Here is a 25,557-nt window from a genome sequence, read left to right on the forward strand (position 1 = left end):
CTCGAGCGGCCCGCTCAGCGCGCGCGCGGCGATCGCGATCGCCGCCACGACGAGGCCGCCGGTGGCGAGCACGCTTCCCGAGACCACGAGCATCCAGCCGCGCTCGATGAGTATGATTTCCGAGCCGGCGACGATCGCGGCGACGCCGCCGACGATCATCGCGACGGCGAGGACGATGAGGGCGACGATCATGGCACTCCTTCGCGAACTCGGACCCCGCTCGGCCGTTGATCTGCGTCACGAGCGGGGCTCTTCACAATGAACGCAGGTTATGGCCTTCAGGTCCAGTCCAGGAATGCAGGCCTGACGCGAAAACCGTTCAGGACGCGCCGCGCACGACCCTGCCGGTTGCCGGATGCCCGCGTCGGGCTTAGTTAGAGGCGCGATGCGCGGCGCGCCCGGTGCGCGGGCCGCTCGACAGGAATTCCCACCGGAGCCCGAGGAGAGGTATGATGTCCTTCAAGCTTCCCGATCTGCCCTACGCCTACGACGCGCTCTCGCCCTACATGTCGGCCGAGACGCTGGAATATCACCACGACAAGCACCATGCCGCCTACGTGAACACGGGCAACAAGCTGCTCGAGGGCTCGGAGCTCGCCGGCAAGTCGCTGGAGGAGGTCGTCAAGGGCTCCTACGGCACGAATCAGGCGCTGTTCAACAATGCCGGCCAGCACTACAACCACCTCCATTTCTGGAACTGGATGAAGCCCAATGGCGGCGGCGCCATTCCGGGCATGCTCGAGAAGAAGATCGTCGAGGATCTCGGCGGCGTCGACAAGATGAAGGAGGACTTCGTCGCGGCGGGCGTCGGGCAGTTCGGCTCGGGCTGGTGCTGGATCGCGGTCAAGGACGGCCGCCTCGCCATCATGAAGACGCCCAACGGCGAGAGCCCGCTCGTCCACGGCGCCGTGCCGATCCTCGGCTGCGACGTGTGGGAGCATTCCTACTACATCGACTATCGCAACCGCCGGCCCGATTACATCAAGGCCTTCGTCGACCACCTGGTGAACTGGGAATACGTCGAGAAGCTCGCCAAGGAGGCGGGCCTCTGAGGCGTTCGGTCTCGGTGAGATCGACGAAGCGGCGGAGCCTGGCGCTCCGCCGCTTTTTTCTTGGATCTCACGGCTCGGCGAAAGCCCAGACCATGAGCGGGTACTCGTCCTCATTGCGCATGTCGCGCCAGAATCCGTAGGGCTTGACCTCGCCGCCGAGATGGGCGCGCGCGCAGGCGCGGTTGCCCCACGCCTCGACATGGATGCGCTCGGCGGAAAAGCCCGCATCGACGAGGCCCTGCCTGAGGCCGGCCGGCGTCCAGCGGGTGTAGTCGTGCGGGCGTGCATGCACCCGGAAGAGGAAGGGCATCGCGACGAGCGCGACGCCGCCCGGACGCAGCATCTGCCGGATGTTCGCCGCGGCCTGGACCGGGCGCGCCACGTGCTCGAGCACCTGGTCGGCGATGACGACGTCGTAGCGCTCGCCGGTGACGTCGCGGCAGATGTCGAAAACCGGGTATTCGACGCTTGCGTAGCTCCGCCACGGGAGCTTGCGCCAATGGCTGTTCCAGCCCGGCGAGATCTCGAGCGCGGTGGCGGTCTCGGCCCGGCCGCGCAGGAAGGCCTCGAAGGCCTCGATCTGCCTCACCCGCAGCCAATTGCGCTCGTCGTAGCCGAGACGCGCGAGCAGGCGCTTCAACCGCCAGAAGCCGCGGACGTGGCCGCTCTCTCCGCGCGCGACGGACAGGATACCTGACACCCTCATTTCGCCTCCGTAAGTCTATCGTGGGCGATGAACGTGATCGAAGCGAGACGGTTCCGGATTTCTATTGTAAAATTTTGCCTGAATACTTTTTAATCGTCGGGATGTTCGTATTATTAGCGGCCTAAACTAACGATTACTCTTGGCCTCGGCGGCACGAATCGTCACCGGCGGCACCCGGCGAAGATGCCGATGCGCCGCCTGGCTGCGGGCTGTGATGGTGCGCGATGTCGCCGAGGACGGCGCCTCGGCGATTCGGATGATCGTTTCCGGAGGGGAAGACGCCCGACGATTTGGCCGACATGATGACGATCCGCGCCAGCGGCGCGCGGGGCGATGGCCTCCGCATCGAACGACCTCGGATCAGCGCTCGAGAACATCTTCAGGTAGCGGGCCCGCGCCCGGGTCCCGAACCGCGCGCGCCGCCCGCGCGTTTTCTCGCGAGACCCGTTCGAAGGAGCGAATCATGCCGGCGAAATCGCAGAAGCAGCAGAAGGCGGCGGGTGCCGCGCTCGCGGCGAAGCGCGGGGACATGCCGAAATCGAAGCTGAAGGGCGCCTCCCGCTCGATGGTCGAAACGATGAGCGAGGACAAGCTCGAGGAGATGGCCTCCGTGAAGCGCGACGAGCTGCCGGAGAAGGCGGCGAAGGATTGAGCGTTCGGATTTCTCTCGCCTGGTGCCGTTTTCGGCGTCATTCCGGGGCGCGATAGCCAAGCCCGGAACCCAGACTCCCGACCTTTGACGAGCAGCCTGTAGGCTGCGTCGTTCGACGTGTCCGTGGGCCTGGATTGCGGAGCGAGCGCGCATGCGCGCTCGAACGAGCGTCGGGGTTCTGGGTTCCGGGCTCGCTTCGCGCCCCGGAATGACGGGGGGAGCAATTATCTCGCTCTGAGTACCTTCGCTGTCCACTATCCTCGACAGGCGAGAGTGTCAGGTCGGGGGTTGCGCGAATTGTCGGAGGCGCGCAGGATCGGCTAGCCTCGGTGATCGAGGCGGCGGGGGTCACAGCCCGTGCGCGCAACCGGGAGCCCCGTATGCGGCCTGTCTATCCCTTCTCCGCCATCGTCGGCCAGGACGAGATGAAGCGCGCGCTCGAGATCGCGGCGGTGGACCAGTCGGTGGGCGGCGTGCTCGTCTTCGGCGATCGCGGCACGGGCAAGTCGACCGCGGTGCGCGCGCTCGCCTCGCTCCTGCCGCCGATGAAGGTCGTCGCCGGCTGCCCCTACAATTGCGATCCGGCCGCCCCGCGCGGCGCCTGCTCGGCCTCCTGCGCCGCGCATGCGCGCGAGGTCGCGGGCGCCGCGCTGAAGGTGGAGGAGGTGCCGGTCCCCGTCGTCGACCTGCCGCTCGGCGCGACCGAGGACCGCGTCGTCGGCGCGCTCGATCTCGAGCGGGCGATCGCGAGCGGCGAGAAGGCGTTCGAGGCGGGGCTTCTCGCCCGCGCCCATCGCGGCTTTCTCTATATCGACGAGGTAAACCTCCTCGAGGACCATCTCGTCGACCTCCTCCTCGACGTCGCCGCCTCGGGCGAGAACGTGGTGGAGCGCGAGGGGCTCTCGGTGCGCCATCCGGCGCGCTTCGTGCTCGTCGGCTCCGGCAATCCGGAGGAGGGCGAGTTGCGCCCGCAGCTCCTCGACCGCTTCGGGCTGTCGGTGGACGTCTCGACGCCGCAGGACGTGGGCTTGCGCGTCGAGATCGTGAAGCGGCGCGACGCCTTCGAGCGCGATCCGGCGGGCTTCGTCGCGCGCTTCGCGGAGGCCGACGCCGCGCTCCGGCGCAAGATCGCCGCCGCCCGCGCGCGGCTGCCCGACATCGCGGTGCCCGACGCGACGCTGGAGGGAGCGGCGCGGCTGTGCATGGCGCTCGGCACCGACGGGCTTCGCGGCGAGATCGTGCTCGTGCGCGCCGCCCGCGCGCTCGCGGCGATCGAGGGAGCGGAGGAGGTCGGGCTCGACGCTCTGCGCGCCATCGCGCCCTCGGCCCTGCGCCACCGCCTGCGCCGCAACCCGCTCGACGATTCGGGCTCGGGGGTGCGCGTCGAGCGCGCGCTCGCGGAGGTTCTTCCCGAGGCCGCGCGGTGAGCGCGGCCGGCGCCTGGGAGGATGCGGCGCGTGCGGCGGCGCTCCTCGCGGTCGACCCGATCGGGCTCCACGGCATCTCGCTGCGCGCAGGCGCGGGACCGGTGCGCGAGCGCTGGCTCGCGCTCCTGCGCCACCTCCTGCCGGAGGGCACGCCGATCCGGCGCGCGCCCGCGGGCATCGACGACGATCGCCTCATCGGCGGGCTCGATCTCGCCGCGACGTTGAAGGCGGGTCGCCCGGTGATCGGGCGGGGGCTTCTGGCGGAAGCGGATGGCGGGCTCGTGATCCTCGCGATGGCCGAGCGCCTGCCGGGCGCCGTCGCCGGCCGCATCGCCGCCGTGCTCGACGGGCGCGAGGTGCGCCTCGAGCGCGAGGGCCTCGCCGCGCGGCTCGAGACGCATATCGGCATCGTCGCCTTTGACGAAGGCGCGGCGGAGGACGAACGCCCGCCCGACGCGCTCCTCGACCGGCTCGGCTTCCTCGTCGATCTGACCGGCGTCTCGATCCGCGAGACGGCGGATCCCGGGATAGACGGGCGCGCGATCGCGGCGGCGCGGGCGCTCGTGGCGCGCGTCGAGATCGCCGACGAGGGCCTCGCGGCGTTGTGCGGCGCCGCGGCGTCGGTCGGCGTGGCATCGCTGCGCGCGCCGCTGCTCGCTCTGCGCGCCGCCCGCGCGGCCGCCGCTCTCGCCGGGCGGGCGATCGTGGAGGAGAGCGACCTGACGGAAGCCTTCCGGCTCGTCCTCGCGCCGCGCGCCCGCTTCTTTCCGCCGGACGCCGTCGAGGAGGAACGGGAGGAGCCGCCCGCGCCGGAGGACGAGCCCGATCGGCCCGAGCCCGATGAGCCGCCTCCCGAACCCGAGGACGCTTCCGCGGATGCCCGCGAGGACGAGGAGCCCCCCTCGGCGGAGGCGCTGGAGGCCATGCTGATCGCCGCCGCCCGCGCGGCTCTGCCGCCTGAGACGCTCGCACGCCTGCTCGCGGCGCGAGCGGGGGAGCGCGCCGGGCGCGGGCGGGGCGCCGAGAGCGGGCGCGCGCGGCCCGGCACGCGCGGTCGCCCCGCCGGCGTCCGGGCAGGCGCGCCGAAGCGCGGAGCGCGGCTCGATCTCGTCTCGACGCTGCGCGTCGCCGCACCCTGGCAGAGCTTGAGGCGACGCGGTCGCGAGAGTGGGGGGGCGCCGCGCGTCCTCGTCACGAAGGACGATTTCCGCGTCTGCGTCCGCAAGCCGGTCAGCCGCCGCACCACGATCTTCGCCGTCGACGCCTCCGGATCGGCGGCGCTGAGCCGGCTCGCGGAAGCCAAGGGCGCGGTCGAATTGATGCTCGCGGAAGCCTATGTGCGGCGCGACCGGGTGGCGCTCCTCGCCTTCCGAGGGCGCGAGGCCGAGCTCCTGCTCGAACCGACCCGCTCGCTCGCGCGCGCCAAACGCGGCCTCGCCGCGCTGCCGGGCGGGGGCGCGACGCCGCTCGCCGCAGGGATCGCGGCGGCTGCCACCCTCGCCGAGACGCTTGCGCGGCGCGGCGAGAGCCCCGCGATCGTGATCCTCACCGACGGGCGCGCCAACATCGCCCGCGACGGCGAGCCCGGCCGCGAGCGGGCGCGGGAGGACGCGCTGTCGGCCGCGCGGGGGGTGTGCGCGCTCGGCACGCCGGCGCTCCTCGTCGACATCGCCCGCACGAGCCAGCCGCTCGCCCGCGAGGTGGCGCAGGCGATGGGCGCGGCCTATCTCGCTCTGCCGCTGTGCAACGCCGCGAGCCTGTCCGCCGCGGTCTCCGCGGCGCTGCCGCCGGCGCGCTGAGCCATGCCCGCGCGGCTCGACTTTTCGCGCGAGCGCGCGACGTGGCCGAACGCGGACGCGAGCGCCTTCGTCGAGGCGGCGGGCATGCGCTGGCACGTCCAGCGGATGGGGGAGGGGCCGGTCCTCCTCCTCGTCCACGGCACGGCGGCGACGACGCATTCCTTCCGCGACCTGATGCCGATCCTCGCGCGCCGCTTCGACGTGATCGCCTGCGACCTGCCCGGCCACGGTTTTTCCGACCCCGCCCCGCACCCGCCGACCCTGCCGGCGGTGGCGCGCGGGATCGCCGAGCTGATGGGGGCGCTCGGGGCCGCGCCCGCGCTGGCGCTCGGCCATTCGGCGGGCGCGGCGATCCTGGTGCGCGCGGCGCTCGACGGGCTGCTCGCGCCGCGCGGGATCGTGGGGGTGAACGCGGCCATCATGCCCTTCGAGGGCTTCGCGGGGCGCGTGTTCTCGCCGCTCGCCAAGCTCCTCGTGATCAACCCCTTCGTGCCGCGCCTCTTCGCGGCGGGCGCGGATGCGGCGAGCGTGGAGCGGCTCCTTGCCCAGACCGGCTCGCGGCTCGACGCGGCGGGCGTCGCGCTCTATGCCCGCGCGATCGCGAGCCCGGGCCACGTCGCGGGCGCGCTCGCGATGATGGCGCATTGGAATCTCGACGCCCTCGTCGAGGATCTGACGCGGCTTTCCACGCCGCTCCTCCTCGTCGTCGGCGAGCGCGACAGGGCGGTGCCGCCCCTCGATTCGCGCCGCGTGCGCGCCCTCGTCCGCCACGCCCGCCTCGAGCACCTGCCGCGGCTCGGCCACGTCGCCCACGAGGAGGCCCCGGAGGCGGTCGCTGGGTTGGTGGAGGGGTTTTGGGGGGAGGTGGGGTGAGAGGTGGGGTGGAGGGCGCTCCGGCTGCGCTTCTCCGAGGAGCGCATGGAGCCGGTCGAACTGCCTCGTGCGTGGGTGTATGAACGTCGTGCGATCTCCGGCGATTCCGGGATCCGACGGGGAGACGGACATGGGCCCAGCGAGCGACGAGGCGTTCTGGGACAAGATCGCGGCCAAGTACGCGCGCGACCCGATCAAGGACATGGCGGGCTACGAGCGCTCGCTCGAGCGCACGCGCGGCCTTCTCGGGGAAGGTGCCGACGTGCTCGAGCTCGGCTGCGGGACGGGGACGACGGCGCTCGCGCTCGCCGCGTCGGCGGGCGCCTATCTCGCGACCGATTTCTCCGCGCGCATGATCGCGATCGCGCAGGAGAAGGCGCAGGCGACCCCGCTCCCCGGCCTGCGCTTCCGGCGGGCGACGGCCGAGGCGCTCGCGGCGGAGGGGCACGCGTTCGACGTCGTCCTCGCCTTCAACGTGCTGCATCTCGTGCGCGATCTGCCGGCGACGCTCGGTGCCGTTCGCGCGCTGACGAAGCCGGGAGGGCTGTTCGTGTCGAAGACGGGCTGCGTCGGCGAGATGAGCCCGCTCCTGCGGCTCGCCATCCCCCCGATGCGGCTCGTGGGGCTCGCGCCCCACGTGGCGATCCTCGACGCGCCGATCTTGCAGGCGGCGATCGCTGCTGCGGGCTTCGAGATCCTCGCCTGCGAGCGCCACGCCACGCGCGGGCGCGACGCGCGGCCCTTCATCGTCGCGCGGCGGACGTGAGCCGAGGGCGTAAGCCCTCAGGCGCGCGCGGGATCGGCGAAGGTGGGGATGTCCTTGGGCATGCCCTGGGCGTCGGCGAAGGCGACGTAGTCCATCTTCAACACCTCCTCGAAATGGAAGAGGCTGCGGATCGTCATCCGCCGGCCGCGGTCGAGGATCAGGAGCGCGTAGCCCTCGGCGACGAAGGGGCGCAGATAGGCGACGATCCCCGAGCGCTTCCAGATCTCCGGGCGGGCGGGGTCGACGAAGAGGACGAAGGCGCGCTCCACCGGGTCCTTGTGGAAATAGGCGCCGGCTTCGAGGGGGTGAGGGATGCGGTGGCGGTCGGGCGCGTTGGTCAGGCGCGCGGAGAGATGGGCGCATTCGTAGGCGCGGCAGGTCGCTGGCCGCTCGGGCTGCCCGAACACGCCGCAGCCTTGATTCGCGATGTGCCGGCAGGGGACGTACATCGGCTTGTCGAGGGCGGCGATGTCGGGGAGCGTGCAGCAGAGCGTGCACGTCCGACAATGCGAGATGCGCGCCCCCGAGAGCACCTTGCGCTTGGCCTCACCCATGTCCTCGCCCCGAAATCCCCGTTATCCCCGCAATTCCCGCAAGCCTCGCCTGCAAGGACCGCGCCGACCATGCCCGCGTCGCAGGGGCCGGCGCAAGCCGCTCGGCATCTGATATAGAGGGGCCATGCGCTACCCGCCCGAGATTCTCGACGAGATTCGTGCCCGGCTTCCCGTCTCGGAAGTCGTGGGCAAGCGCGTGCAGCTGAAGCGCGCGGGGCGCGAGTGGAAGGGGCTGTCGCCCTTCAATCCGGAGAAGTCGCCCTCCTTCTTCGTCAACGATCAGAAGGGCTTCTACCATTGCTTCTCGTCCGGGCGGCACGGGGACGTGTTCGATTTCGCGATGGAGGTGGAGGGGCTGTCCTTCCCCGAGGCGGTCGAGCGGCTCGCGGCGCAGGCGGGCGTCACGCTGCCGAAGGCGCAAGCCGTCGATCCCGTTCGCGAGAAGCGCCGGCACGACCTCTACGGCGTGATGGAGCTCGCCGCCGCCTTCTTCGAGGGGGAGCTTTCGGGGCGGCGCGGCGGCAAGGCGCGCGACTATTGCGAGCGGCGCGGGCTGACGGAGAGCGTGCGCGGGCGCTTCCGCCTCGGCTACGCGCCCGCCGACCGCTACGCGCTGCGCGACCATCTCGCGGGCAAGGACGTCGAGGTCTCGCTGATGGTCGAGGCGGGGCTCCTCGTCACCGGGGATGACGTCAACGTGCCCTTCGACCGCTTCCGCGATCGGCTGATGTTCCCCATCACGGATCTGAAGGGCCGCGTCGTCGCCTTCGGCGGGCGCGCGCTCGCCGCCGACGTGCCGGCGAAGTACCTCAACTCGCCCGAGACGCCGCTCTTCCACAAGGGCGCGATGCTCTACAACGCGCATGCGGCCCGCAAGGCGGCGCACGAGCGCGGCAGCGTGATCGCGGTCGAGGGCTATGTCGACGTGATCGCGATGTCGGTCGCGGGCTTCCCCAACACCGTCGCCCCCCTCGGCACGGCGATGACCGAGGAGCAGCTCGCGCTCCTGTGGCGGATGGCGGATGTTCCGATTCTCTGCTTCGACGGCGACAAGGCCGGCCGGCGCGCCGCCTTCCGCGCGCTCGACACGGCGCTGCCGGCGCTGCCGGTCGGCAAGTCCCTGCGCTTTGCGATGCTGCCCGAGGGGCAGGACCCGGACGATCTCGCGCGCGCCGGCGGAGCGGCCGCGATCGAGCGGGTGCTCGGCGCGGCGCTTCCCCTCGTCGACATGCTCTGGGCGCGCGAGCTCGAGGCGGGCCCCGTCGCGACGCCGGAGGAGCGCGCGGCGCTGGAGCGGCGCCTGATGACGAGCGTGCGCGCGATCAAGGACGAGACGCTGCAGCGCTATTATCGCGAGGACATGCTCGGGCGCCTGCGCGAGGCCTTCGGCACGCAGCGCGGCGGCGATCGCGGCGGCGGCGGGGGGCGCTATGCCGGCGCGGGAAGCGGCAACGGTCGCGGCGGCGGTTTCGGCGCGGGGCGCGGGGGAGGGCGCTTCGGCGAACCGGCGAGCGCGCGCGTGCCCGCGGGCTACCGGCCGAGCTCGGTCCTGTTGAGCACGAGCCTGTTCGCAAAGCCCGAGGAGGGCGTGGCCCCCGCCGCGCATCCCCGCGAGGCGGCGATCGTCTGCGCCTTCGCGAGCCACACCCGCCTGCTCGAGAGCGAGGTCGAGACGCTCGCCGCGCTCGATTTCGAGAGCCGCGAGGCGCGCGCGCTGCAGCAGGCGCTCGTCGACGCCTGCGCCCACCATGCCGCGCTCGCGCCGGAGATCGTGGAGGCGCGGCTCGCCCGCGACGGGCTCGACGCCGCCCGCACGGCGCTCGCGGAGCGGATCATCCCCTCCTTGCGCTGGATCGTCGATCCCTTCGCCGATCCGATCCGCGTCGAGGACGCGGTTCGGCAGGCGATCATCTTGCATCGGCGGGCGCACACGCTACATACGGAACTCCGAGCGGCCGAGCGGGCGCTCGCCGAAGACGACACGGAGGCGAACCTCGCCTGGCTGCGGGAGGTTCAGCTCCAATTGTCGTCCCTCGAAGGTGCGGAAGCGCAGCGCGAGGACGGGTGAGGTGTCGGAGGGGGTTGGGCCGCGGAGCGTGGGCGAGAGCGCGACGGGTCCGGTGAAGAGAACGAGACGAGCGAGGCCGCGTCGGGGGCGCCGCGGCCTTATCCTGGTTGCTGTCGGACGTACTTGGTTAACGCTCCGACAAGGCGGTGCGGTTATGCTGCGCGGCCGGCGAGACGGAGGCGACGGTCTCCGGCCGGGTGCGCCTGCCGCGGCGTGCGACCCCTACGCGTGGGATAAGATGTGAATGGCCACCAAGACCACTGAGACGACCGAGACGGCTCCCGAGCAGACGACCGACGGTCCGCTGCTCGACCTGACCGATGCCGCCGTCAAGCGGATGATCAAGGCCGCCCGCAAGCGGGGCTGGGTGACCTACGACGAGCTGAACTCGGTGCTGCCGCCCGACGAGTTCTCGTCCGAGCAGATCGAGGACGTGCTCGGCCAGCTCTCCGAGATGGGCATCAACGTGGTCGACAACGAGGAGGCCGACGAGGCCGCCTCGGAGGACGGCGAGGAGGAGGCCGACGGCGGAGATCTCGTCGAGGCCGCGCAACCCTCCCGCGCCGTGGCGACGCGCGCGGAGACCACGCGCGAGCCGACGGATCGCACCGACGACCCGGTGCGCATGTATCTGCGCGAGATGGGCTCGGTCGAGCTCCTGTCGCGCGAGGGCGAGATCGCCATCGCCAAGCGCATCGAGGCCGGTCGCGAGGCGATGATCGCCGGGCTCTGCGAGAGCCCGCTCACCTTCCAGGCGATCATCATCTGGCGCGACGAGCTCGTCGAGGGCCGGGTCCTCCTGCGCGACATCATCGATCTCGAGGCGACCTATGCCGGGCCGGAAGGCCGTGGCGGCGTCAAGATGGGCGAGGGCGCCGAGGGCGAGGAGAGCGAGGAGAGCGTCGAGGCGCCCGCCCGCGGCGACGGCGAGGCCGGCCCCGAGGGCGCCGCTCCCCCCGAGGGCGATCTCGACGACGACGACATGGAGAACAACGTCTCGCTCTCCGCCATGGAGGCCGAGCTCAAGCCGCGCGTGCTCGAGACGTTCGACCGCATCGCCGACAATTACAAGAAGCTGCGCCGCCTCCAGCTCGAGCATGTCGAGCAGCGCATGCAGAACTCGCAGCTGACCCCCTCCCAGGAGCGCAAGTACAAGAAGCTCAAGGAGGAGATCGTCACCGACGTCAAGTCGCTGTCGCTCAACCAGAACCGCATCGACGCGCTCGTCGAGCAGCTCTACGACATCAACAAGCGGCTGATGTCCTACGAGGGCCGGCTGATGCGTCTCGCCGAGAGCTACGGCGTCGCGCGCGAGGACTTCCTGCGCAATTACCAGGGCTACGAGCTCGACCCGAAATGGGTGCTGCGCGTCTCCAAGCTCGGCGGGCGCGGCTGGCGGGAATTCGTCGCCCACGGCAAGGACAACATCCACGCCCTGCGCGAATCGATCCAGTCGCTCGCCTCCGAGACCGGGCTCGAGATCTCGGAATTCCGTAAGATCGTCGCCATGGTTCAGAAGGGCGAGCGCGAGGCGCGGCAGGCAAAGAAGGAGATGATCGAGGCGAACCTGCGTCTCGTGATCTCGATCGCGAAGAAATACACGAACCGAGGCCTGCAATTCCTGGACCTCATCCAGGAGGGCAATATCGGCCTGATGAAGGCGGTCGACAAGTTCGAGTATCGCCGCGGCTACAAGTTCTCGACCTACGCCACCTGGTGGATCCGGCAGGCGATCACCCGCTCGATCGCCGACCAGGCCCGCACGATCCGCATTCCCGTGCACATGATCGAGACGATCAACAAGATCGTGCGCACCTCGCGCCAGATGCTGCACGAGATCGGCCGCGAGCCGACGCCCGAAGAGCTCGCCGAGAAGCTGGCGATGCCGCTCGAGAAGGTGCGCAAGGTCCTCAAGATCGCCAAGGAGCCCATCTCTCTCGAGACGCCGATCGGCGACGAGGAGGATTCGCATCTGGGCGATTTCATCGAGGACAAGAACGCGATCCTGCCGATCGATGCGGCCATCCAGTCGAACCTGCGCGAGACCACGACCCGCGTCCTCGCCTCGCTCACCCCGCGCGAGGAGCGCGTGCTGCGCATGCGCTTCGGCATCGGCATGAACACCGACCACACGCTCGAAGAAGTCGGCCAGCAATTCTCCGTGACCCGCGAGCGCATCCGCCAGATCGAGGCGAAGGCGTTGCGGAAGCTCAAGCACCCGTCGCGGAGCCGGAAGCTGCGGAGCTTCTTGGATAATTGAGGCGCTCGAGCCCGATCGAGGTTCCGTTGCGTGCGGGGGCTCTTCAACCCCGCGCGCGACTGGGGTTCATTCTCTGGTGCAGGATACGGACGCGGCTTCTGCTCGACGAGACAGTCTGATGCGACGGGTCACTGCTCGCGCCGCACGGAGTCGAGAAAGCGATCGACGTCGAACGGGGCGTCGTCATACCCGCTCGCCTCGCCCTCGGCGATGGCCTCGCGAAGACGCCGCAATGCCTCGTCTTCCTCTGCAAGAAAACTGAGGGCGGCGTGAACCGCTTCGGAAGGCGTGCGATAGCGGCCGTCCGCGACGGCGCGAGCGACGAGGATCGCATCGAAGCCGCAGCGGCGTCGGCAATGCCGACGCCGGCCCCCTCCCTCACCCGCCCATCTTCTTGCGCCGCTGCGCGAGCGTGCGCAGGCGCAGCGCGTTGAGCTTGATGAAGCCCGCCGCGTCGCGGTGATCGTAGGCGACCGCGCCTTCCTCGAAGGTGACGAGGTCCTGGTCGTAGAGGGAATAGGGGCTCTCGCGGCCGATCACGTGGACGCCGCCCTTGTAGAGCTTGAGGCGGACCGTGCCGGTGACGTGCTCCTGGCTCTTGTCGACGAGCGCCTGGAGCATCTCGCGCTCGGGCGAGAACCAGAAGCCGTTGTAGACGAGCTCGGCGTAACGCGGGGCGAGCTCGTCCTTGAGGTGGGCGGCGCCGCGGTCGAGCGTGATCGATTCGATGGCGCGATGGGCGACCGAGAGGATGGTGCCGCCGGGCGTCTCGTACATGCCGCGGCTCTTCATGCCGACGAACCGGTTCTCGACAAGATCGAGCCGGCCGATGCCGTTCTCGCGGCCGAGATCGTTGAGGCGCGCGAGCAGGGTCGCCGGCGAGAGGGCCTGCCCGTCGATCGAGACCGCGTCGCCGCGCTCGAAGCCGACGGTGATGACGGTGGGCGTGTCGGGCGCGTCCTCGGGGGAGACGGTGCGCGAGAAGACGTAGTCCGGCACCTCCTGCGCGGGGTCTTCGAGCACCTTGCCCTCGGAGGAGGTGTGCAGGAGGTTCGCGTCGACGGAGAAGGGCGCCTCGCCGCGCTTGTCCTTGGCGATCGGGATCTGGTGGGCCTCGGCAAAGGCGATGAGCTGCTCGCGCGAGCGCAGGTCCCATTCGCGCCAGGGCGCGATGACGGTGACGTCGGGCTTCAACGCGTAATAGCCGAGCTCGAAGCGCACCTGGTCGTTGCCCTTGCCGGTGGCGCCGTGGCAGACGGCGTCGGCGCCGGTCATCTCGGCGATCTCGATCTGGCGCTTGGCGATCAGCGGGCGCGCGATCGAGGTGCCGAGCAGATAGACGCCCTCGTAGACGGCGTTGGCGCGGAACATCGGGAACACGTAGTCCCGCACGAATTCCTCGCGCAGGTCCTCGATGTGGATGTTCTCCGGCTTGATGCCGAGGAGCTCGGCCTTCTTGCGCGCCGGCTCGAGCTCCTCGCCCTGGCCGAGATCGGCGGTGAAGGTCACCACCTCGCAGCCGTAGGTGGTCTGGAGCCACTTGAGGATGATGGAGGTGTCGAGGCCGCCGGAATAGGCGAGGACGACCTTGTTCACACGCTTCTCGGTCATGGGTCGAGTCTCGGACTTTTTTTCGCCGACATCATGACGGCGAGGTGGGACGGCGCGTTTATAAAGCGGTGGACGGCGCGCGCAACCGCTCGCGCGGCGGACGCCTCTGCCTCATGCTCACACTCAAGCCTGCCCCCGAGGTTCGCCCCCATGGCTCGTCGCCCCGTCCTGGAATTCTGGTTCGATTTCGCCTCCACCTACGCCTACTTGTCCGCGATGCGCATCGAGCCCCTGGCCGAGGCGGCGGAGGTCGAGGTGCGCTACCGGCCGTTCCTGCTGGGGCCGATCTTCCAGGCGATGGGCTGGACCTCCTCGCCCTTCAACCTCTACCCGGTGAAGGGCCGCTACATGTGGCGCGACGTCGAGCGCGAGGCGGGGCGGCTGGGGCTGCCCTTCCAGCGGCCGTCGCCCTTCCCGCAGAACACGCTCTCGGCCGCCCGCGTCGCGCTCTCGGGCGCCGATCAGCCGTGGTGCGGGGCGTTCGTGCGCGCGGTCTTCTCGGCGGAATACGGCGAGGGGCGCTCGATCGAGGAACCCTCCGCCGTCGCCGCGATCGCGACCTCGATCGGGCTCGACGGCGACGCCGCCCTCAAGGCGGCGAGCGCCGAGGGCGTCAAGACCCGGCTGCGCGCGGTCAACGAGGAAGCGCGCACGCGCGGCGTCTTCGGCGCGCCGACCTTCTTCACCGAGGACGGCGAGATGTTCTGGGGCAACGACCGGCTCGAGACCGCGCTCGCCTGGGCGACGGGGCGCTGAGGGCGCGGGGCGCGGGCGTAACCGCCGCAGGGAGATCGACGGCGCGGGGTCTTGAAAGCGGGCGCGCGAGTGCCGACAACGGGGCTGTGCCGCCCCGCCAGGGAGACCCGATGCTGCCCGATCCCAGTGCCGGCCCGCCGCCCCCGCGGCGCGAGCCGGCCTTCAACCTGCCGACCGTGGTGCTCGTCTCCGGCGCGCTCCTGTTCGCGATCCACGCCTTCCTCGGCTTTCTCGATCCGCAAGCCTCCTTCGACGTCGTGCTCCGCTTCGGCTTCGTGCCGGCCGCGTGGACGATCGGGCTCGACGAGGAGGCGGTGCGCGTCGTCGCGGAGAACCTCGTCGCGACCGGCGCGGGGGACATCGCGCGCGATCTCGCCTTCGCCCGCTACGTGCTGGCGACGGCGTCGGACGCGCCCTGGACGCTCGTCACCTACGCCCTCCTGCACGGATCCTGGCTGCATGTCGGGCTCAACGTGGTCTGGCTCGCCGCCTTCGGCTCGCCGGTGGCGCGGCGGATCGGCACGGCGCGCTTCCTCGCGCTCGCCCTCGTCTGCGCGGTTGCGGGCGCGCTCGCGCATTGGTGGAGCCACTTCTACGAGGTCGTGCCGATGATCGGCGCCTCGGCGGCGGTGTCGGGCATGATGGCGGCCGCCGCGCGATTCGCCTTCACGCCCGGCGGCGGGCTCGGCTTCGCGAGCCGGCCGGCCCACCTCCTGCCGCGTCTCTCCCTCGTCGAGATGCTCGCCAACCGACCGGCGATGGTGTTCATCGGCATCTGGTTCGCGATCAACCTCGTGTTCGGCGTCGCGGCGACGCCGCTCGGGCTCGTCGACGGCGGCATCGCCTGGGAGGCGCATATCGGCGGCTTTCTCGCGGGCCTGTTCCTGTTCCCCCTCGTCGATTCGGGCCCGCGCCGCCGCGACGATCGGGCAAATCCCTTCGCTTGAATTCGAGCGTCGCCTCTTCCATCCTGGATGACGAGCCGAGCGGGAGCGGGCGCCGCGAGAAGCGCCCACGCCGTCGGGCCGCCAGGAGGCCGGGGAGAGGCGCGCGGATTCGCGCGCGAGGAGGAGGAAACGCGATGACGGTCAAGCACGTGCTATCCGAGAAGGGCGGTCAGGTCGTGACGATCGCCCCCGCCCGCAGCCTCGCCGAGGCCGCCCAGCTCCTCGCCCAGAGGCGAATCGGCGCGGTGGTGGTGAGCGAGGACGGCGCGCGCGTCGGTGGCATCCTGTCCGAGCGCGACATCGTCCGCGCCGTCGCGCGCGAGGGGGCGAAGGCGCTCGAGGCGCCGGTCTCGGCCTACATGACGCGCGACGTGATCACGAGCGTGCCCGAGACGCCGATGGACGATCTCATGGAGATCATGACCACCGGCAAGTTCCGCCACGTTCCGATCCTCGTCGACGGCCGCCTTGCGGGCATCGTCTCCATCGGCGACGTCGTCAAGCACCGCCTCGCCGCGATCGAGGCGGAGACGCAGGCTTTGAAGGAGTATATCGCGGGGTGATGGGTCCCGCGGGCGCTGCGGCGCAATCAAGGGATGGTTGATGGATTGACGGAGCAATTCATACCATCCGGCGATGAACACACCGAGCTCGTTCGAGTGGGACGACCAGAAAGCCGCGGCGAACGTGGTCAAGCACGGCATTGCCTTCGAGGATGCAATCGACGTGTTCAAGGACCCTGAGCGGCTGGTCGTGATCGACAATCGGAGCGACTACGGCGAAGAGCGGACGAACGTAATCGGGGCGGTCGACACGGTGGTCTTGGTCGTGAGCTGCACGATGCGCGGGCAATCCTGTCGAATAATCTCGGCTAGGCGGGCCAGCAGGCGCGAGAGGCGAGCCTATAACGGCGATATAGAAGAAGCGAGTAACAGACGATGGCTACAGTGAAAAAGACGCTGGCCGATCTCGCGGCTCGCCGCCCGCGCTCCTCGAACGAGAGGCGCAAGTCCTTCGCCGCGGCGAGTGAGGAGACGGTCGAACGCCTCGCAGCCGAAGATGGCGATTGCCCTGAGCTCGACGACGAGCAATTGGAGCGCGCGCGGGCATCGCGGACGGCGCGCAAAGCGCAGGAGCGCAGCGGCATGAGCCGAGCTGCCTTCGCAGAAGCCTACAGGATCGATCCGCTACGTCTGCAGGACATCGAGGACGGGCGGGCGGCGGACGACATCGTGCTCGTGTCGTATCTGAAGGTCATCGCCGCCGATCCCGACCTCGTCCGGCGCGCTCTCTCCAGCGACGCGCCCTGACCCACTCCCCACGCGAGCGACACGGCGGCGCATGCCGGAACGGTGCCGGGCGCAGTCACGTTCCTCCCGCGAGCATTTCCCACGCGAGAGGAGCGATTTCCATGAAGGGACCCGACGTTTCCCTGCGCCATCTCCAGCGCGCGCTGACGATGGAGCTGACGACGATCAACACCTACCTGCTGCAGGCGGCCAAGCTTGAGGATTGGGGTCTCGACGTGCTCGCCGCGCGCATGGAGGCGGAGATCGAGGAGGAGCGCGAGCACGCCAAGGCCTTCCTCGAGCGCATCCTCTTCCTCGAGGGCGAGGCCGACGTGAGCACGCTCGATCCGATCGGCCAGGACCGGTCGATCCGCGACGTCTACCAGACGCAGCTGAAGATGGAGCTCGAGGCGCGCTCCTATTACGACCACGCCGCCCGCGAGGCGCGCGAGGCGGGCGATCTCGGTACCTTCGACCTGTTCCGCGCGATCCTGGCGGACGAGGAGGAGCATATCGACTTCGTCGAGACGCAGTTCCACCTGATGGAGCTGATGGGCGAGCAGCTCTACGTCTCGCGCCAGGTCTCCGACGTCGCCAAGCACGACGACGACGACTGATTCCCGACGGCGGCGCAAGGCACGGGTGACGATCGCCGCGGGGTCTGGCATGATCGCACCGCGCGAGGGGGTGAAGGGCGCGCCCGCCGCGCCTATCTCCCCCCGACGGGCGCCCTGCCTGCGCCGCGAGAACGGGACACGACGACGATGAGCCAGCCGCGTTTGCGCACGAACGAGATCGACCCCGTGGTCGGGACCGTCGACCCGGTCTGGGCCCGGGCGCGGGGGGAGGCGGAGACCGTCGTCGCCTCCGAGCCGTCGCTCACGAATTTCGTCCTGACGAGCATCCTCAACCATTCCTCGCTCGAAGAGGCGGTGATCCACCGCGTCGCCGCGCGGCTCGCCCATCCGGCGCTCTCCGCCGACCTGATCGCCCAGACCTATCGCGAGGCGCTGCGACGCGAGCCGGAGATCGGCCAGGCGTTCCGCGCCGACATCCTCGCGGTCGCCGATCGCGACCCCGCCTGCACCCGCCTGATCGAGCCGATGCTCTACTTCAAGGGCTTCCACGCGCTCCAGACGCACCGGCTCGCGCATTGGCTCTGGCACCAGGGCCGGCAGGATTTCGCGCTCTACCTGCAGAGCGTCTCCTCGGAGGTGTTCCAGACCGACATCCACCCGGCCGCCCGGATCGGGCGCGGGCTCTTCCTCGACCACGCGACGGGGCTCGTCGTCGGCTCGACCGCGGTGATCGACGACGACGTCTCGATCCTCCAGGGGGTGACGCTGGGGGGGACCGGCAAGGTGCGCGGGGACCGGCATCCGAAGATCCGGCGCGGCGTCCTGATCGGCGCGGGCGCGAAGATCCTCGGCAATATCGAGGTCGGACAATGCGCGCGGGTTGCCTCGGGCTCGGTCGTGCTCAAGGACGTGCCGCCCTGCACGACGGTCGCGGGCGTGCCGGCGAAGGTCGTCGGCGAGGCCGGCTGCGCGGAGCCAGCGCGGACGATGGACCAGATCCTCAACGAGGGCCTCGCGGGCAAGTGAGCCGCGGCGCGGCCGCCGTGACGGCGGCCCGGCTCGGCTTGCGGGCGCGCGCGCATCGTGTCATCCCTGCCCGCGCCTGCGACAACGAACGAGGATCGAAGTGGACAAGACCGAAATCGCCAAGATCGAGCGCTATCTGCGGCGCACCTTCGCCAACCATTCGATCAGCGTGCGCGCGCGCCCGAAGAAGACCGATTCGGCCGAGGTCTATGTGGGCGAGGAATTCATCGGCGTCCTCTTCGTCGACGACGAGGACGAGGACCGCTCGTTCCAGTTCCAGATGGCGATCCTCGACACCGATCTCGAGGAGTGATCAGCGCGTCCCCTGCGTCAGCAGGGTATCGACCTCCGCGACGATGCGGGTCCAGTGCCCGAGCGCCTCGCGCGGCAGCCTGACCTGCGCGTCGAGGCCCGCGCGGCGGATTTCGGCGAGGCAGGGGAGCATCACCTGCGCCCCCGCCTTCGGCTCGAGGCAGCGCGCGGAGAAGCTGCGCCCCTGCGGCGGGGCGAGGTGGAGCGTCTCCCCCTCGTAGGGCGTGCCGGGCGCGAAGCTGCGCTCGACGAGCCCGTCGGGCGTCGTGCGCGCGCCGCTCACCAGAAAGCGCCCGTAGAGCATCGCCGGCCGATCGGACGGCGGCAGGGCGTCGTCGGCGCGGGCGATCGAGAGACCGATCGCGAGATCGGGGTCGATATCGTCGCGGCCCAGGAAGGCACCGAGCGGGGCGTGCAGCGCGAGCCGGTCGGCCGAGGCGCCGCGCGGGACGGCCACGACCCACGCGCGAGGGACGGCGATGCGGCGGTCCGCGATCGCCCATTCGACGGTCTGCGGCGGGGTCGCCGCCTCTACCGCGATCAACGTGCGCGACCACAGCGCGAGGGCGGTCAGCCCCGCGACGAGGCTCGCCGCGAACAGGCCGGCGGGGAGGCCGATCGAGCGGTAGCGGATCGCGGGATGCGCGGCGTCGCGGCGGGCGGCGCGGGGGCTGGCGAGAGGCATGGCGCGGTCCTCCGGCACAATCCTTCGGGAAACGATCGGGTCGCGAGCTGGGCGATGCCGTTAACCTTGTCGACCATTCGTGCTTAACGAGCGGTAAAGGCTCTGAGATGATCGCTGCGCCGGAACGGGACGCGCGGCGGTGCCCGCTGCGGTCTCGACGCAACGCTCGATCCGCGGAGCAAGCCGATGAGCCTCGACCCGACCACGATCGCGAGCCTCCTCGCGCTGGCCACCGGCCTCGCCGCGGCGGGCCTGACGGCGAGCGCCTTCGAACTCGTCACCCATCGTCGCGCGAGCTTCGCGCTCCTGCGCGGCGGCGGCATCGCGGCGATCGCCAGCGTCCCGCTGATCGCGGTGAGCGCGCCGTTCATCATCCTGCGCAACACCGTGCGCGGGCGCCGATTCGAGCGTCGGCCGGTCCCCTTCGTCGTCGCCGCGAGCGCGATCGCCGGCTTCTGGAGCCTCGCCTCGGGCCATCTCATCCTGGACATCGCGCGCATGATCGGCTCTTGAGGAGCGGATGCCAGGAGGAGGACCCGGGATGAGCGGCGAGCCGGCGCAGACGATCACCTTCGACGATTTCCTGCGGGTCGACGTGCGCGTCGGGCGAATCGTCGCCGCCGAGCCCTTCCCGGAGGCGCGCAAGCCCGCCTACAAGCTGACGATCGATTTCGGTCCGGAGATCGGCACGCGGCGCTCCTCGGCGCAGATCACCCGCCATTACACGCTCGACGAGCTGCCGGGCCGCCTGGTGCTTGCGGTCGTGAATTTTCCGCCGCGGCAGATCGGCAAGTTCATGTCGCAGGTGCTGACGCTCGGCGTGCCCGACGAGGACGGCGAGGTGGTGCTGATCGAGCCGTCGCAGGCGGTGCCGATCGGCGGGCGCCTCTACTGACCGGCCTGCGGCGGATCGCCGTAGGTGGAGGGCAGCAGCGCCTCGAAGCGCGCGCGGACCACGCGATAGCATTCGCAGGAGGCGGCCTCGAGCCCCGCGAGATCGACGCATTCGATGAGCCCGCGCCGATACCGAATCAGCCCCTGGTCCTGCAGGCTGCGCGCGGCCGCGGTGACGGTGGTGCGCTGCACGCCGAGCATCTCCGCCATCGCCTCCTGCGTCAGCGGGACGACGTTGCCGCCCGTGCGGTCGCGGCAGGTGAGGAGCCAACGGCAGAATCGCTGCTCGACGCCGTGGAGCGCGTTGCAGGCGACGGTCTGCATCACTTGGCAGGCGAGCGCCTCGCGATAGCGCTCGACGAGCGCGCGCAGAGCGGGGCTTTCGGCGTAGACCGCGCGGAAGCGGTCGATCGGGATTCGCCGCGCGCGGCCGGGGATCTGGACCACGCAGCGGGCGAAGGCCCCCGTCGGTTCGGCGGTCGAGAAGCCGACAATGCCTTCGCGGCCGATCGTCGCCATCTCGACGGCGGCGCCGTCCTCCATGACGGCAACGAGCGCCGCGACGCCGCTTTGGGGGAAGTAGACGTGCTCGACCTCGCCCCCGGCCTCGTGCAGCACGTCCCCGCGCAGGAGCGCGCAGGCGACGAGGTCGCGTTTGAGGAGGTCTTGCTCCCGCTGGGGAAGAGCGACGAGCAAACGGTTCTCGTCGTCGCTCAAGCGCAGGATCTGGCGCGAGCCGCCCGTGCGCCCGTGATGAGGAAATGCCCCGTCGCTGCCCATGTCCCGCGCCACCGGTGGTTTATCTGCTTGCCGTGCGTGATCGGAGCGGGATCAACCCCGCCGCCGATGCCGGAGACACCTTAAGACAACAATTGGCAGGTGTAGGGCAACAAAATACCGACAAGCATCTCGGATTTTTGTCGAGTGTCTCGCGTCGCGCGCTGCGTCACCTGACGGGTGCGCGCATAGGTAGTCGCCCGAATGGAGCCGCCGATGACGAGAGATTGACAGCGTGACGCTTGCCTGATAGAAGATAAGCACGCTGGAGTTTTGCGCCTGGATCTCCTCAGCCGATCATCGGATGTGAGGGCGAGCGAGCGACGATAGTAACCCGGCGACCGCCCGGACCGACGGCGAGCACACATCCTGCAACCGGCAGCTTCATCGACCGACCGCGCCGACGCGGCTGCGGAGCCCGACGGGCTCGCGCTCGCGCGGGGCCTGCGCGGCTTCGTCGCGGAGCGGCTGGCGCGGCTCTCGGGTCCCGAGGGGGAGGAGGATCCGCGGGTCACCGCGCGGATCGTCGGCGATCTGACGCGATGCCTCAAGGAACTCGTCGCGCTCGAGCGGCAGCTCGCCGCCGCGGCGCGCGAGACCCATCCGGAAGAGGGTGCCGATGCGGCTGTGGACGTCCGAGCGGCACATGCGCTGGCTGATCGCGTTGCGCGCGAGATTGAACGCGGCGGCGAGCCCGGCGGAGACCGAGGCGATCTGGAACCTCTATTCGAGGAGCGTCCGCCGCCTGGTTCGGGGTGAGGCGGCCGAGCCCGCCTGGCCGATCGCCGCGCGCGACGACCAGCTGCCGCCGCTGCGTGCCCGCGACGGGTCGAGCTGGACGGTCTGGCTCGTGCTCGGCGGGCGCGGGGCGGGCAAGACGCGCACCGGCGCCGAATGGATCCGCGGCATGGTCGCGGGGCTGCCCTGGCTGACGCGCAGACCGGTCGGCTCGATCGCGCTCGTCGGCGAGACCTTCGCGGACGTGCGCGACGTGATGATCGACGGGCCCTCGGGGCTGCTCGCGATCCACCCGCCCGGCGAGCGGCCGATCTGGACGGCGACGCGCCGGCGGCTCGAATGGCCGCAGACGGGCGCGGTCGCGCTCGCCTTCTCGGCGGAGGACCCCGAGAGCCTGCGCGGGCCGCAATTCGAGGCGGCCTGGGTGGACGAGCTCGGCAAATGGCGCCACGCCGACGCCGCCTGGGACCAATTGCAATTCGGGCTGCGGCTCGGCGAGCGCCCGCGCGAGGTGGTGACGACGACCCCGCGCGCGATCCCGCTCGTGCGCCGCCTCCTCGCCGACCAGCGGGTCGCGCTCTCGCGCGCCTCGACGGCGGCGAATGCCGGCAATCTCGCGCCCGCCTTCCTGCAGGCGGTGGTGGATCGCTATGCCGGCACGGCGCTCGGCCGCCAGGAGCTCGACGGGGAGCTGATCGAGGACCGCGCCGACGCGCTCTGGACGCGCGCCGCGATCGAGGCTCTGCGCGAGGATCGCGCGCCGCCTCTGCGACGCATCGCGGTGGCGGTCGACCCGCCGGCGACCTCGCGCAAGGGGGCGGATGCCTGCGGGATCGTGGCGGCGGGAATCGATGCTTCCGGCATCTGCCACGTCGTCGCCGACGAGAGCGCGTCCGGCCTCTCGCCGCAGGCCTGGGCGGCACGCGCGAGCCTGCTCTACCACCGGCTCGAGGCGGACGCCCTCGTCGTCGAGGTCAACCAGGGCGGCGAGATGGCGACCGCCGTCATCCGCGAGGTGGACCCGAGCGTCGCAGTGGTCAGCGTGCGCGCGACCCGCGGCAAGCACATGCGCGCGGAGCCGGTGGCGGTTCTGTACGCGCAGGGGCGCGTGCGCCATTGCGGGGTGTTTCCCGCGCTCGAGGACGAGATGACGGATTTCGGGCCGACGGGGCTGTCCTCCGGGCGTTCGCCGGATCGGCTGGACGCGCTGGTGTGGGCGATCACGCATCTCGCGCTTCAGGGCAGGGGAGGGGAGCCGCGGATGCGGATCGTGTGAGGAAATCCCTCCCCGGAGGGGAGGGTGGACGTTCGAGCGTGAGCGAGAACGGCCGGGTGGGGCCCGGGTCGAGGATGTCCTGCGAACGTCGGGCCCCACCCGACCTCGTTCGCTTCGCTCCGAGGCCACCCTCCCCTCCGGGGAGGGATTTTTTTCAGGAGTCCTCACATGCTCGGCTTTCTCGAACGCCTGGCGCATCTCGCGGCGCCGGGGCGAAAGGCGTCGCGGGCGGCGGCGGCGGTCGCGTTCTATCATGCGGGGCGGCGGGTCTGGACGCCGCGCGATTATGCGGCGCTCGCCCGCGAGGGCTACCAGAAGAACGCCGTCGTGCATCGCTGCGTGCGGCTCGTCGCCGAGGCCGCGGCGGCGCTGCCGGTGAGCCTTCTGGAGAACGGGCTGGCGCGCGACGCGCATCCGCTCCTCGATCTCCTGCGCCGGCCCAATCCGCGCGAGGACGGCGGGCGCTTCCTGGAGGGGGTGTTCGGGCACCTGCTCGTCTCGGGCAACGCCTATCTGGAGGCGGCCGCGATCGACGGGCGGGTGCGCGAGCTGCACGCGCTGCGGCCCGACCGGATGCGCGTCGTGCCCGGCGCGAACGGCTGGCCGGCTGCGTTCGAATACCAGGTCGGCGGCCAGGTGGTGCGGTTCTCGATCGGCGAGGAGGACGTCCCGCCGATCCTGCACCTGACCCTGTTCCACCCGACCGACGACCATTACGGCCTCTCGCCGATGGAGGCGGCGGCCGCCGCGCTCGACATCCACAACGCGGCGAGCGCCTGGAACAAGGCGCTTCTCGACAATGCCGCCCGGCCCTCCGGCGCCCTCGTCTTCGCGGGCGAGGCGGCGGTGTCGGACGCGCAGTTCACGCGGCTCAAGGCCGAGCTCGAGGAGACCTATCAGGGCGCGCGCAACGCGGGGCGGCCGATGCTGCTCGAGGGCGGGCTCGACTGGAAGCCGCTCGCGCTCTCGCCCAAGGAGATGGATTTCGTGCAGGCGAAGGCGGCGGCGGCGCGCGAGATCGCGCTCGCCTTCGGCGTGCCGCCGCTGCTGCTCGGGCTCCCCGGCGACGCGACGCTCGCCAATTACGCGGAAGCCAACCGCGCCTTCTACCGCCAGACCGTGATCCCGCTCGCCAAGCGCACGCTCGATGCCCTCTCGCTCTGGCTCGCGCCCGGCTTCGGCGCGGATCTGCGGCTCGAACCCGATCTCGACGCGATCGAGGCGCTCTCGGACGAGCGGGAATCGCTCTGGCGGCGGGTGAGCGCGGCGGGCTTCCTCTCGGACGACGAGAAGCGCGAGGCGCTCGGCTACGGGAGGCGGGCGTGAGCGCGCCCTATCCGTACGACCCGCCGGGCCTCTCTGGGACGATCGAGCGCCTGATCGACGCCGTCGTCAGCCGCGGCGACCTCGCCCATCTCGCGCTCCTCGCCTGGGCGCTCGCGGCGACGGGCTTCGCCTTCCTCCTGATGCGCGAGGCGCAAGCCGCGTCGCGGCGCTTCGACGATTTCGTGCGCGAGCTCGCACGCTTCAACAAACGCTTTTCCGGAGACGAGCGATGATCGGTCTGTTCAGGTCCCCGTCCACGAGCCAGCCGCCGCCCCCGCGCGAGCGGCCGGAGAACGCGCCCGACGCGGCGCGGGTGCTCGCCGCCTTCCTCGCCAATCTCGAGCGCCTGTGCGCGCAGCGCCGCCGGCCGATGTCGGGGGAGGGGGCACGATGAGCGCGCGGCGCGCCAATCTGGAGGTGAAGCTCCTCCCCCACAAGCCTCACAAGGTGAGCGAGACGGGCCTGTTCGAAGGCTATGCGAGCCTCTTCGGCATCGCCGACCTCGCTTGCGACGTGGTGATGCCAGGCGCCTTCGCGAAGAGCCTCGCGACGCGCGGCGCACGCGGCGTGCGGATGCTCTGGCAGCACGATCCGGGCGAGCCGATCGGCACCTGGCTCGCGCTCTGCGAGGACGCGCGGGGGCTGTTCGTGCGCGGGCGGCTCAATCTCGCGGTCGCCCGCGCCCGCGAGATCCACGCGCTGATGCGCGAGGGCGGGGTCGACGGGCTCTCGATCGGCTATCGCGTGGTGAAGGCGGGCTCCGGCGGGGCGGTGCGGGGGCAGCGGCTCCTGCACGAGGTCGATTTGTGGGAGATCTCGATCGTCACCTTCCCCATGCTGCCCGCCGCCCGCGTCGGCACGGTGAAGAGCCTGCCGGGCAGCCTCGCGGAGACGATCCGCCGGGCCGCGGCGCGGCTGTTCCCGCCGGTGGCGCATCCGTGCGCGTGAGAGGTTAGGGGTGGGGGTGGTGGGGCTTGTGGGGTGGTTCGCGGGGGCGTTCCGGCGGATGGGCCGAGCATGCCTGTCGACCCGCTTCACACGCCCGACCGCCCCCCACCCTTTATCCCTCCCCGCCGCTTCGCGGGGGGAGGGGGCGTTTGCGTCGGAATCCTTCTTTGCGCCGATCGCCTCGCGCGACGTTCGATGCAGGACGCGACGGAATTCCCCTCCCCCCGCGAAGCGGCG

At 70.8% G+C, this 25,557-nt stretch carries 29 protein-coding genes and 1 pseudogene; 23 read left to right on the forward strand and 7 right to left on the reverse strand.

Annotated features, from left to right (window positions below; genetic code table 11):
• A pseudogene (locus tag ACK4UM_RS18485) lies at positions 1-192 on the reverse strand (hypothetical protein); the annotation flags it as partial.
• Between the two features lie 260 nt (positions 193-452).
• Here ACK4UM_RS18485 and ACK4UM_RS18490 point away from each other — a divergent pair.
• The gene (locus ACK4UM_RS18490; protein WP_409802337.1) at positions 453-1,052 is read left to right on the forward strand and encodes a superoxide dismutase; all 600 of its coding nucleotides are present in this window, start codon (positions 453-455) and stop codon (positions 1,050-1,052) included.
• A 67-nt stretch (positions 1,053-1,119) separates the two neighbouring features.
• Here ACK4UM_RS18490 and ACK4UM_RS18495 read toward each other — a convergent pair whose 3' ends face one another.
• On the reverse strand, positions 1,120-1,752 hold the full coding sequence (locus tag ACK4UM_RS18495) for a class I SAM-dependent methyltransferase (protein ID WP_409802310.1): 633 nt from the start codon (positions 1,750-1,752) through the stop codon (positions 1,120-1,122).
• Between the two features lie 469 nt (positions 1,753-2,221).
• Here ACK4UM_RS18495 and ACK4UM_RS18500 point away from each other — a divergent pair, with 469 nt between their 5' ends.
• The 5 genes from ACK4UM_RS18500 to ACK4UM_RS18520 all read left to right on the forward strand — a co-directional run bounded on the left by ACK4UM_RS18500 (position 2,222) and on the right by ACK4UM_RS18520 (position 7,275).
• A complete protein-coding gene (locus tag ACK4UM_RS18500; RefSeq protein WP_409802311.1) occupies positions 2,222-2,410 on the forward strand; it encodes a DUF3008 family protein in 189 nt (62 codons plus the stop codon).
• Between the two features lie 380 nt (positions 2,411-2,790).
• Complete coding sequence (gene bchI, locus ACK4UM_RS18505) at positions 2,791-3,837, forward strand: magnesium chelatase ATPase subunit I (RefSeq protein WP_409802312.1); 1,047 nt, start codon at positions 2,791-2,793, stop codon at positions 3,835-3,837.
• Positions 3,834-5,636, forward strand: a complete 1,803-nt coding sequence (locus tag ACK4UM_RS18510) for a magnesium chelatase subunit D (RefSeq protein WP_409802313.1) — start codon at positions 3,834-3,836, stop codon at positions 5,634-5,636. The genes bchI and ACK4UM_RS18510 overlap by 4 nt, the downstream gene beginning before the upstream one ends.
• 3 nt (positions 5,637-5,639) lie before the next feature.
• Positions 5,640-6,509: an alpha/beta fold hydrolase BchO gene (bchO, locus tag ACK4UM_RS18515; RefSeq protein WP_409802314.1), complete on the forward strand. Its 870-nt coding sequence runs from the start codon at positions 5,640-5,642 to the stop codon at positions 6,507-6,509.
• A gap of 130 nt (positions 6,510-6,639) precedes the next feature.
• Positions 6,640-7,275: a class I SAM-dependent methyltransferase gene (locus tag ACK4UM_RS18520; protein ID WP_409802315.1), complete on the forward strand. Its 636-nt coding sequence runs from the start codon at positions 6,640-6,642 to the stop codon at positions 7,273-7,275.
• A gap of 17 nt (positions 7,276-7,292) precedes the next feature.
• Here ACK4UM_RS18520 and ACK4UM_RS18525 read toward each other — a convergent pair whose 3' ends face one another.
• Entirely contained in the window at positions 7,293-7,829 is a 537-nt protein-coding gene (locus tag ACK4UM_RS18525) for a hypothetical protein (protein ID WP_409802316.1), read from the reverse strand.
• Between the two features lie 124 nt (positions 7,830-7,953).
• Between ACK4UM_RS18525 and dnaG the strand changes: the two genes are divergently transcribed.
• Complete coding sequence (dnaG, locus tag ACK4UM_RS18530) at positions 7,954-9,897, forward strand: DNA primase (protein ID WP_409802317.1); 1,944 nt, start codon at positions 7,954-7,956, stop codon at positions 9,895-9,897.
• Positions 9,898-10,141: 244 nt separating this feature from the next.
• Complete coding sequence (rpoD, locus tag ACK4UM_RS18535; protein WP_409802318.1) at positions 10,142-12,157, forward strand: RNA polymerase sigma factor RpoD; 2,016 nt, start codon at positions 10,142-10,144, stop codon at positions 12,155-12,157.
• Positions 12,158-12,285: 128 nt separating this feature from the next.
• On the opposite strand, the gene ACK4UM_RS18540 is transcribed toward rpoD, so the two are convergent.
• Both ACK4UM_RS18540 and ACK4UM_RS18545 read right to left on the reverse strand, forming a co-directional pair.
• Positions 12,286-12,621, reverse strand: a complete 336-nt coding sequence (locus ACK4UM_RS18540) for a type II toxin-antitoxin system ParD family antitoxin (protein ID WP_409802338.1) — start codon at positions 12,619-12,621, stop codon at positions 12,286-12,288.
• Positions 12,536-13,768: an argininosuccinate synthase gene (locus ACK4UM_RS18545; RefSeq protein ID WP_409802319.1), complete on the reverse strand. Its 1,233-nt coding sequence runs from the start codon at positions 13,766-13,768 to the stop codon at positions 12,536-12,538. The genes ACK4UM_RS18540 and ACK4UM_RS18545 overlap by 86 nt, the downstream gene beginning before the upstream one ends.
• A gap of 150 nt (positions 13,769-13,918) precedes the next feature.
• On the opposite strand from ACK4UM_RS18545, the gene ACK4UM_RS18550 reads away from it, so the two are divergent.
• From ACK4UM_RS18550 to ACK4UM_RS18585, 8 genes are all read left to right on the forward strand, one after another.
• The gene (locus ACK4UM_RS18550) at positions 13,919-14,524 is read left to right on the forward strand and encodes a 2-hydroxychromene-2-carboxylate isomerase (RefSeq protein ID WP_409802320.1); all 606 of its coding nucleotides are present in this window, start codon (positions 13,919-13,921) and stop codon (positions 14,522-14,524) included.
• Between the two features lie 110 nt (positions 14,525-14,634).
• Positions 14,635-15,471, forward strand: coding sequence for a rhomboid family intramembrane serine protease (locus ACK4UM_RS18555; RefSeq protein ID WP_409802321.1), 837 nt, complete (start codon positions 14,635-14,637; stop codon positions 15,469-15,471).
• 134 nt (positions 15,472-15,605) lie between these two features.
• Positions 15,606-16,034, forward strand: a complete 429-nt coding sequence (locus tag ACK4UM_RS18560) for a CBS domain-containing protein (protein ID WP_409802322.1) — start codon at positions 15,606-15,608, stop codon at positions 16,032-16,034.
• Between the two features lie 73 nt (positions 16,035-16,107).
• Positions 16,108-16,422, forward strand: a complete 315-nt coding sequence (locus ACK4UM_RS18565; RefSeq protein ID WP_409802323.1) for a BrnT family toxin — start codon at positions 16,108-16,110, stop codon at positions 16,420-16,422.
• Positions 16,423-16,616: 194 nt separating this feature from the next.
• The gene (locus ACK4UM_RS18570; protein ID WP_409802324.1) at positions 16,617-16,781 is read left to right on the forward strand and encodes a hypothetical protein; all 165 of its coding nucleotides are present in this window, start codon (positions 16,617-16,619) and stop codon (positions 16,779-16,781) included.
• A 101-nt stretch (positions 16,782-16,882) separates the two neighbouring features.
• Positions 16,883-17,377, forward strand: a complete 495-nt coding sequence (locus ACK4UM_RS18575; RefSeq protein ID WP_409802325.1) for a ferritin-like domain-containing protein — start codon at positions 16,883-16,885, stop codon at positions 17,375-17,377.
• Between the two features lie 147 nt (positions 17,378-17,524).
• Positions 17,525-18,364, forward strand: coding sequence for a serine O-acetyltransferase (cysE, locus tag ACK4UM_RS18580; protein WP_409802326.1), 840 nt, complete (start codon positions 17,525-17,527; stop codon positions 18,362-18,364).
• 100 nt (positions 18,365-18,464) lie between these two features.
• A complete protein-coding gene (locus tag ACK4UM_RS18585) occupies positions 18,465-18,677 on the forward strand; it encodes a DUF3126 family protein (RefSeq protein ID WP_409802327.1) in 213 nt (70 codons plus the stop codon).
• Here ACK4UM_RS18585 and ACK4UM_RS18590 read toward each other — a convergent pair whose 3' ends face one another.
• Complete coding sequence (locus ACK4UM_RS18590) at positions 18,678-19,361, reverse strand: hypothetical protein (protein ID WP_409802328.1); 684 nt, start codon at positions 19,359-19,361, stop codon at positions 18,678-18,680.
• 186 nt (positions 19,362-19,547) lie between these two features.
• Here ACK4UM_RS18590 and ACK4UM_RS18595 point away from each other — a divergent pair, with 186 nt between their 5' ends.
• Complete coding sequence (locus tag ACK4UM_RS18595; protein ID WP_409802329.1) at positions 19,548-19,874, forward strand: DUF6949 family protein; 327 nt, start codon at positions 19,548-19,550, stop codon at positions 19,872-19,874.
• 28 nt (positions 19,875-19,902) lie between these two features.
• Complete coding sequence (locus ACK4UM_RS18600; protein ID WP_409802330.1) at positions 19,903-20,256, forward strand: tRNA-binding protein; 354 nt, start codon at positions 19,903-19,905, stop codon at positions 20,254-20,256.
• On the opposite strand, the gene ACK4UM_RS18605 is transcribed toward ACK4UM_RS18600, so the two are convergent.
• Positions 20,250-20,951 (reverse strand): Crp/Fnr family transcriptional regulator, encoded by a 702-nt coding sequence (locus ACK4UM_RS18605; RefSeq protein WP_409802331.1) that lies wholly within the window; start codon positions 20,949-20,951, stop codon positions 20,250-20,252. The two genes, ACK4UM_RS18600 and ACK4UM_RS18605, sit on opposite strands and share 7 nt — an antisense overlap.
• Before the next feature lie 700 nt (positions 20,952-21,651).
• Here ACK4UM_RS18605 and ACK4UM_RS18610 point away from each other — a divergent pair.
• The 5 genes from ACK4UM_RS18610 to ACK4UM_RS18630 all read left to right on the forward strand — a co-directional run bounded on the left by ACK4UM_RS18610 (position 21,652) and on the right by ACK4UM_RS18630 (position 25,320).
• Positions 21,652-23,046 carry a DNA-packaging protein gene (locus ACK4UM_RS18610; protein ID WP_409802332.1) on the forward strand — a complete coding sequence of 465 codons (1,395 nt, stop codon included), beginning with the start codon at positions 21,652-21,654 and terminating at the stop codon, positions 23,044-23,046.
• 168 nt (positions 23,047-23,214) lie between these two features.
• Positions 23,215-24,372: a phage portal protein gene (locus ACK4UM_RS18615; protein ID WP_409802333.1), complete on the forward strand. Its 1,158-nt coding sequence runs from the start codon at positions 23,215-23,217 to the stop codon at positions 24,370-24,372.
• Positions 24,369-24,605: a hypothetical protein gene (locus tag ACK4UM_RS18620; protein WP_409802334.1), complete on the forward strand. Its 237-nt coding sequence runs from the start codon at positions 24,369-24,371 to the stop codon at positions 24,603-24,605. Before ACK4UM_RS18615 ends, ACK4UM_RS18620 begins: the two co-directional genes overlap by 4 nt.
• Complete coding sequence (locus tag ACK4UM_RS18625) at positions 24,602-24,766, forward strand: hypothetical protein (protein WP_409802335.1); 165 nt, start codon at positions 24,602-24,604, stop codon at positions 24,764-24,766. Before ACK4UM_RS18620 ends, ACK4UM_RS18625 begins: the two co-directional genes overlap by 4 nt.
• Positions 24,763-25,320 (forward strand): HK97 family phage prohead protease, encoded by a 558-nt coding sequence (locus ACK4UM_RS18630; protein WP_409802336.1) that lies wholly within the window; start codon positions 24,763-24,765, stop codon positions 25,318-25,320. The genes ACK4UM_RS18625 and ACK4UM_RS18630 overlap by 4 nt, the downstream gene beginning before the upstream one ends.
• The last annotated feature ends 237 nt before the right edge of the window (positions 25,321-25,557 follow it).

It is taken from the genome of Salinarimonas sp. (genome assembly GCF_046292825.1).
Taxonomy (GTDB): Bacteria; Pseudomonadota; Alphaproteobacteria; order Rhizobiales; family Beijerinckiaceae; genus Salinarimonas.

Coding starts and splice junctions, on each gene's coding strand:
- ACK4UM_RS18590 (WP_409802328.1), bottom strand. CDS start 19,361: ATGCCTCTCGCCAGCCCCCGCGCCGCCCGCCGCGACGCCGCGCATCCC.
- ACK4UM_RS18595 (WP_409802329.1), top strand. CDS start 19,548: ATGAGCCTCGACCCGACCACGATCGCGAGCCTCCTCGCGCTGGCCACC.
- ACK4UM_RS18525 (WP_409802316.1), bottom strand. CDS start 7,829: ATGGGTGAGGCCAAGCGCAAGGTGCTCTCGGGGGCGCGCATCTCGCAT.
- dnaG (WP_409802317.1), top strand. CDS start 7,954: ATGCGCTACCCGCCCGAGATTCTCGACGAGATTCGTGCCCGGCTTCCC.
- ACK4UM_RS18545 (WP_409802319.1), bottom strand. CDS start 13,768: ATGACCGAGAAGCGTGTGAACAAGGTCGTCCTCGCCTATTCCGGCGGC.
- ACK4UM_RS18625 (WP_409802335.1), top strand. CDS start 24,602: ATGATCGGTCTGTTCAGGTCCCCGTCCACGAGCCAGCCGCCGCCCCCG.
- ACK4UM_RS18565 (WP_409802323.1), top strand. CDS start 16,108: ATGAACACACCGAGCTCGTTCGAGTGGGACGACCAGAAAGCCGCGGCG.
- rpoD (WP_409802318.1), top strand. CDS start 10,142: ATGGCCACCAAGACCACTGAGACGACCGAGACGGCTCCCGAGCAGACG.
- ACK4UM_RS18600 (WP_409802330.1), top strand. CDS start 19,903: ATGAGCGGCGAGCCGGCGCAGACGATCACCTTCGACGATTTCCTGCGG.
- ACK4UM_RS18490 (WP_409802337.1), top strand. CDS start 453: ATGTCCTTCAAGCTTCCCGATCTGCCCTACGCCTACGACGCGCTCTCG.
- ACK4UM_RS18555 (WP_409802321.1), top strand. CDS start 14,635: ATGCTGCCCGATCCCAGTGCCGGCCCGCCGCCCCCGCGGCGCGAGCCG.
- ACK4UM_RS18500 (WP_409802311.1), top strand. CDS start 2,222: ATGCCGGCGAAATCGCAGAAGCAGCAGAAGGCGGCGGGTGCCGCGCTC.
- ACK4UM_RS18575 (WP_409802325.1), top strand. CDS start 16,883: ATGAAGGGACCCGACGTTTCCCTGCGCCATCTCCAGCGCGCGCTGACG.
- ACK4UM_RS18550 (WP_409802320.1), top strand. CDS start 13,919: ATGGCTCGTCGCCCCGTCCTGGAATTCTGGTTCGATTTCGCCTCCACC.
- ACK4UM_RS18630 (WP_409802336.1), top strand. CDS start 24,763: ATGAGCGCGCGGCGCGCCAATCTGGAGGTGAAGCTCCTCCCCCACAAG.
- cysE (WP_409802326.1), top strand. CDS start 17,525: ATGAGCCAGCCGCGTTTGCGCACGAACGAGATCGACCCCGTGGTCGGG.
- ACK4UM_RS18520 (WP_409802315.1), top strand. CDS start 6,640: ATGGGCCCAGCGAGCGACGAGGCGTTCTGGGACAAGATCGCGGCCAAG.
- bchO (WP_409802314.1), top strand. CDS start 5,640: ATGCCCGCGCGGCTCGACTTTTCGCGCGAGCGCGCGACGTGGCCGAAC.
- ACK4UM_RS18570 (WP_409802324.1), top strand. CDS start 16,617: ATGAGCCGAGCTGCCTTCGCAGAAGCCTACAGGATCGATCCGCTACGT.
- ACK4UM_RS18610 (WP_409802332.1), top strand. CDS start 21,652: ATGCGGCTGTGGACGTCCGAGCGGCACATGCGCTGGCTGATCGCGTTG.
- ACK4UM_RS18560 (WP_409802322.1), top strand. CDS start 15,606: ATGACGGTCAAGCACGTGCTATCCGAGAAGGGCGGTCAGGTCGTGACG.
- ACK4UM_RS18615 (WP_409802333.1), top strand. CDS start 23,215: ATGCTCGGCTTTCTCGAACGCCTGGCGCATCTCGCGGCGCCGGGGCGA.
- bchI (WP_409802312.1), top strand. CDS start 2,791: ATGCGGCCTGTCTATCCCTTCTCCGCCATCGTCGGCCAGGACGAGATG.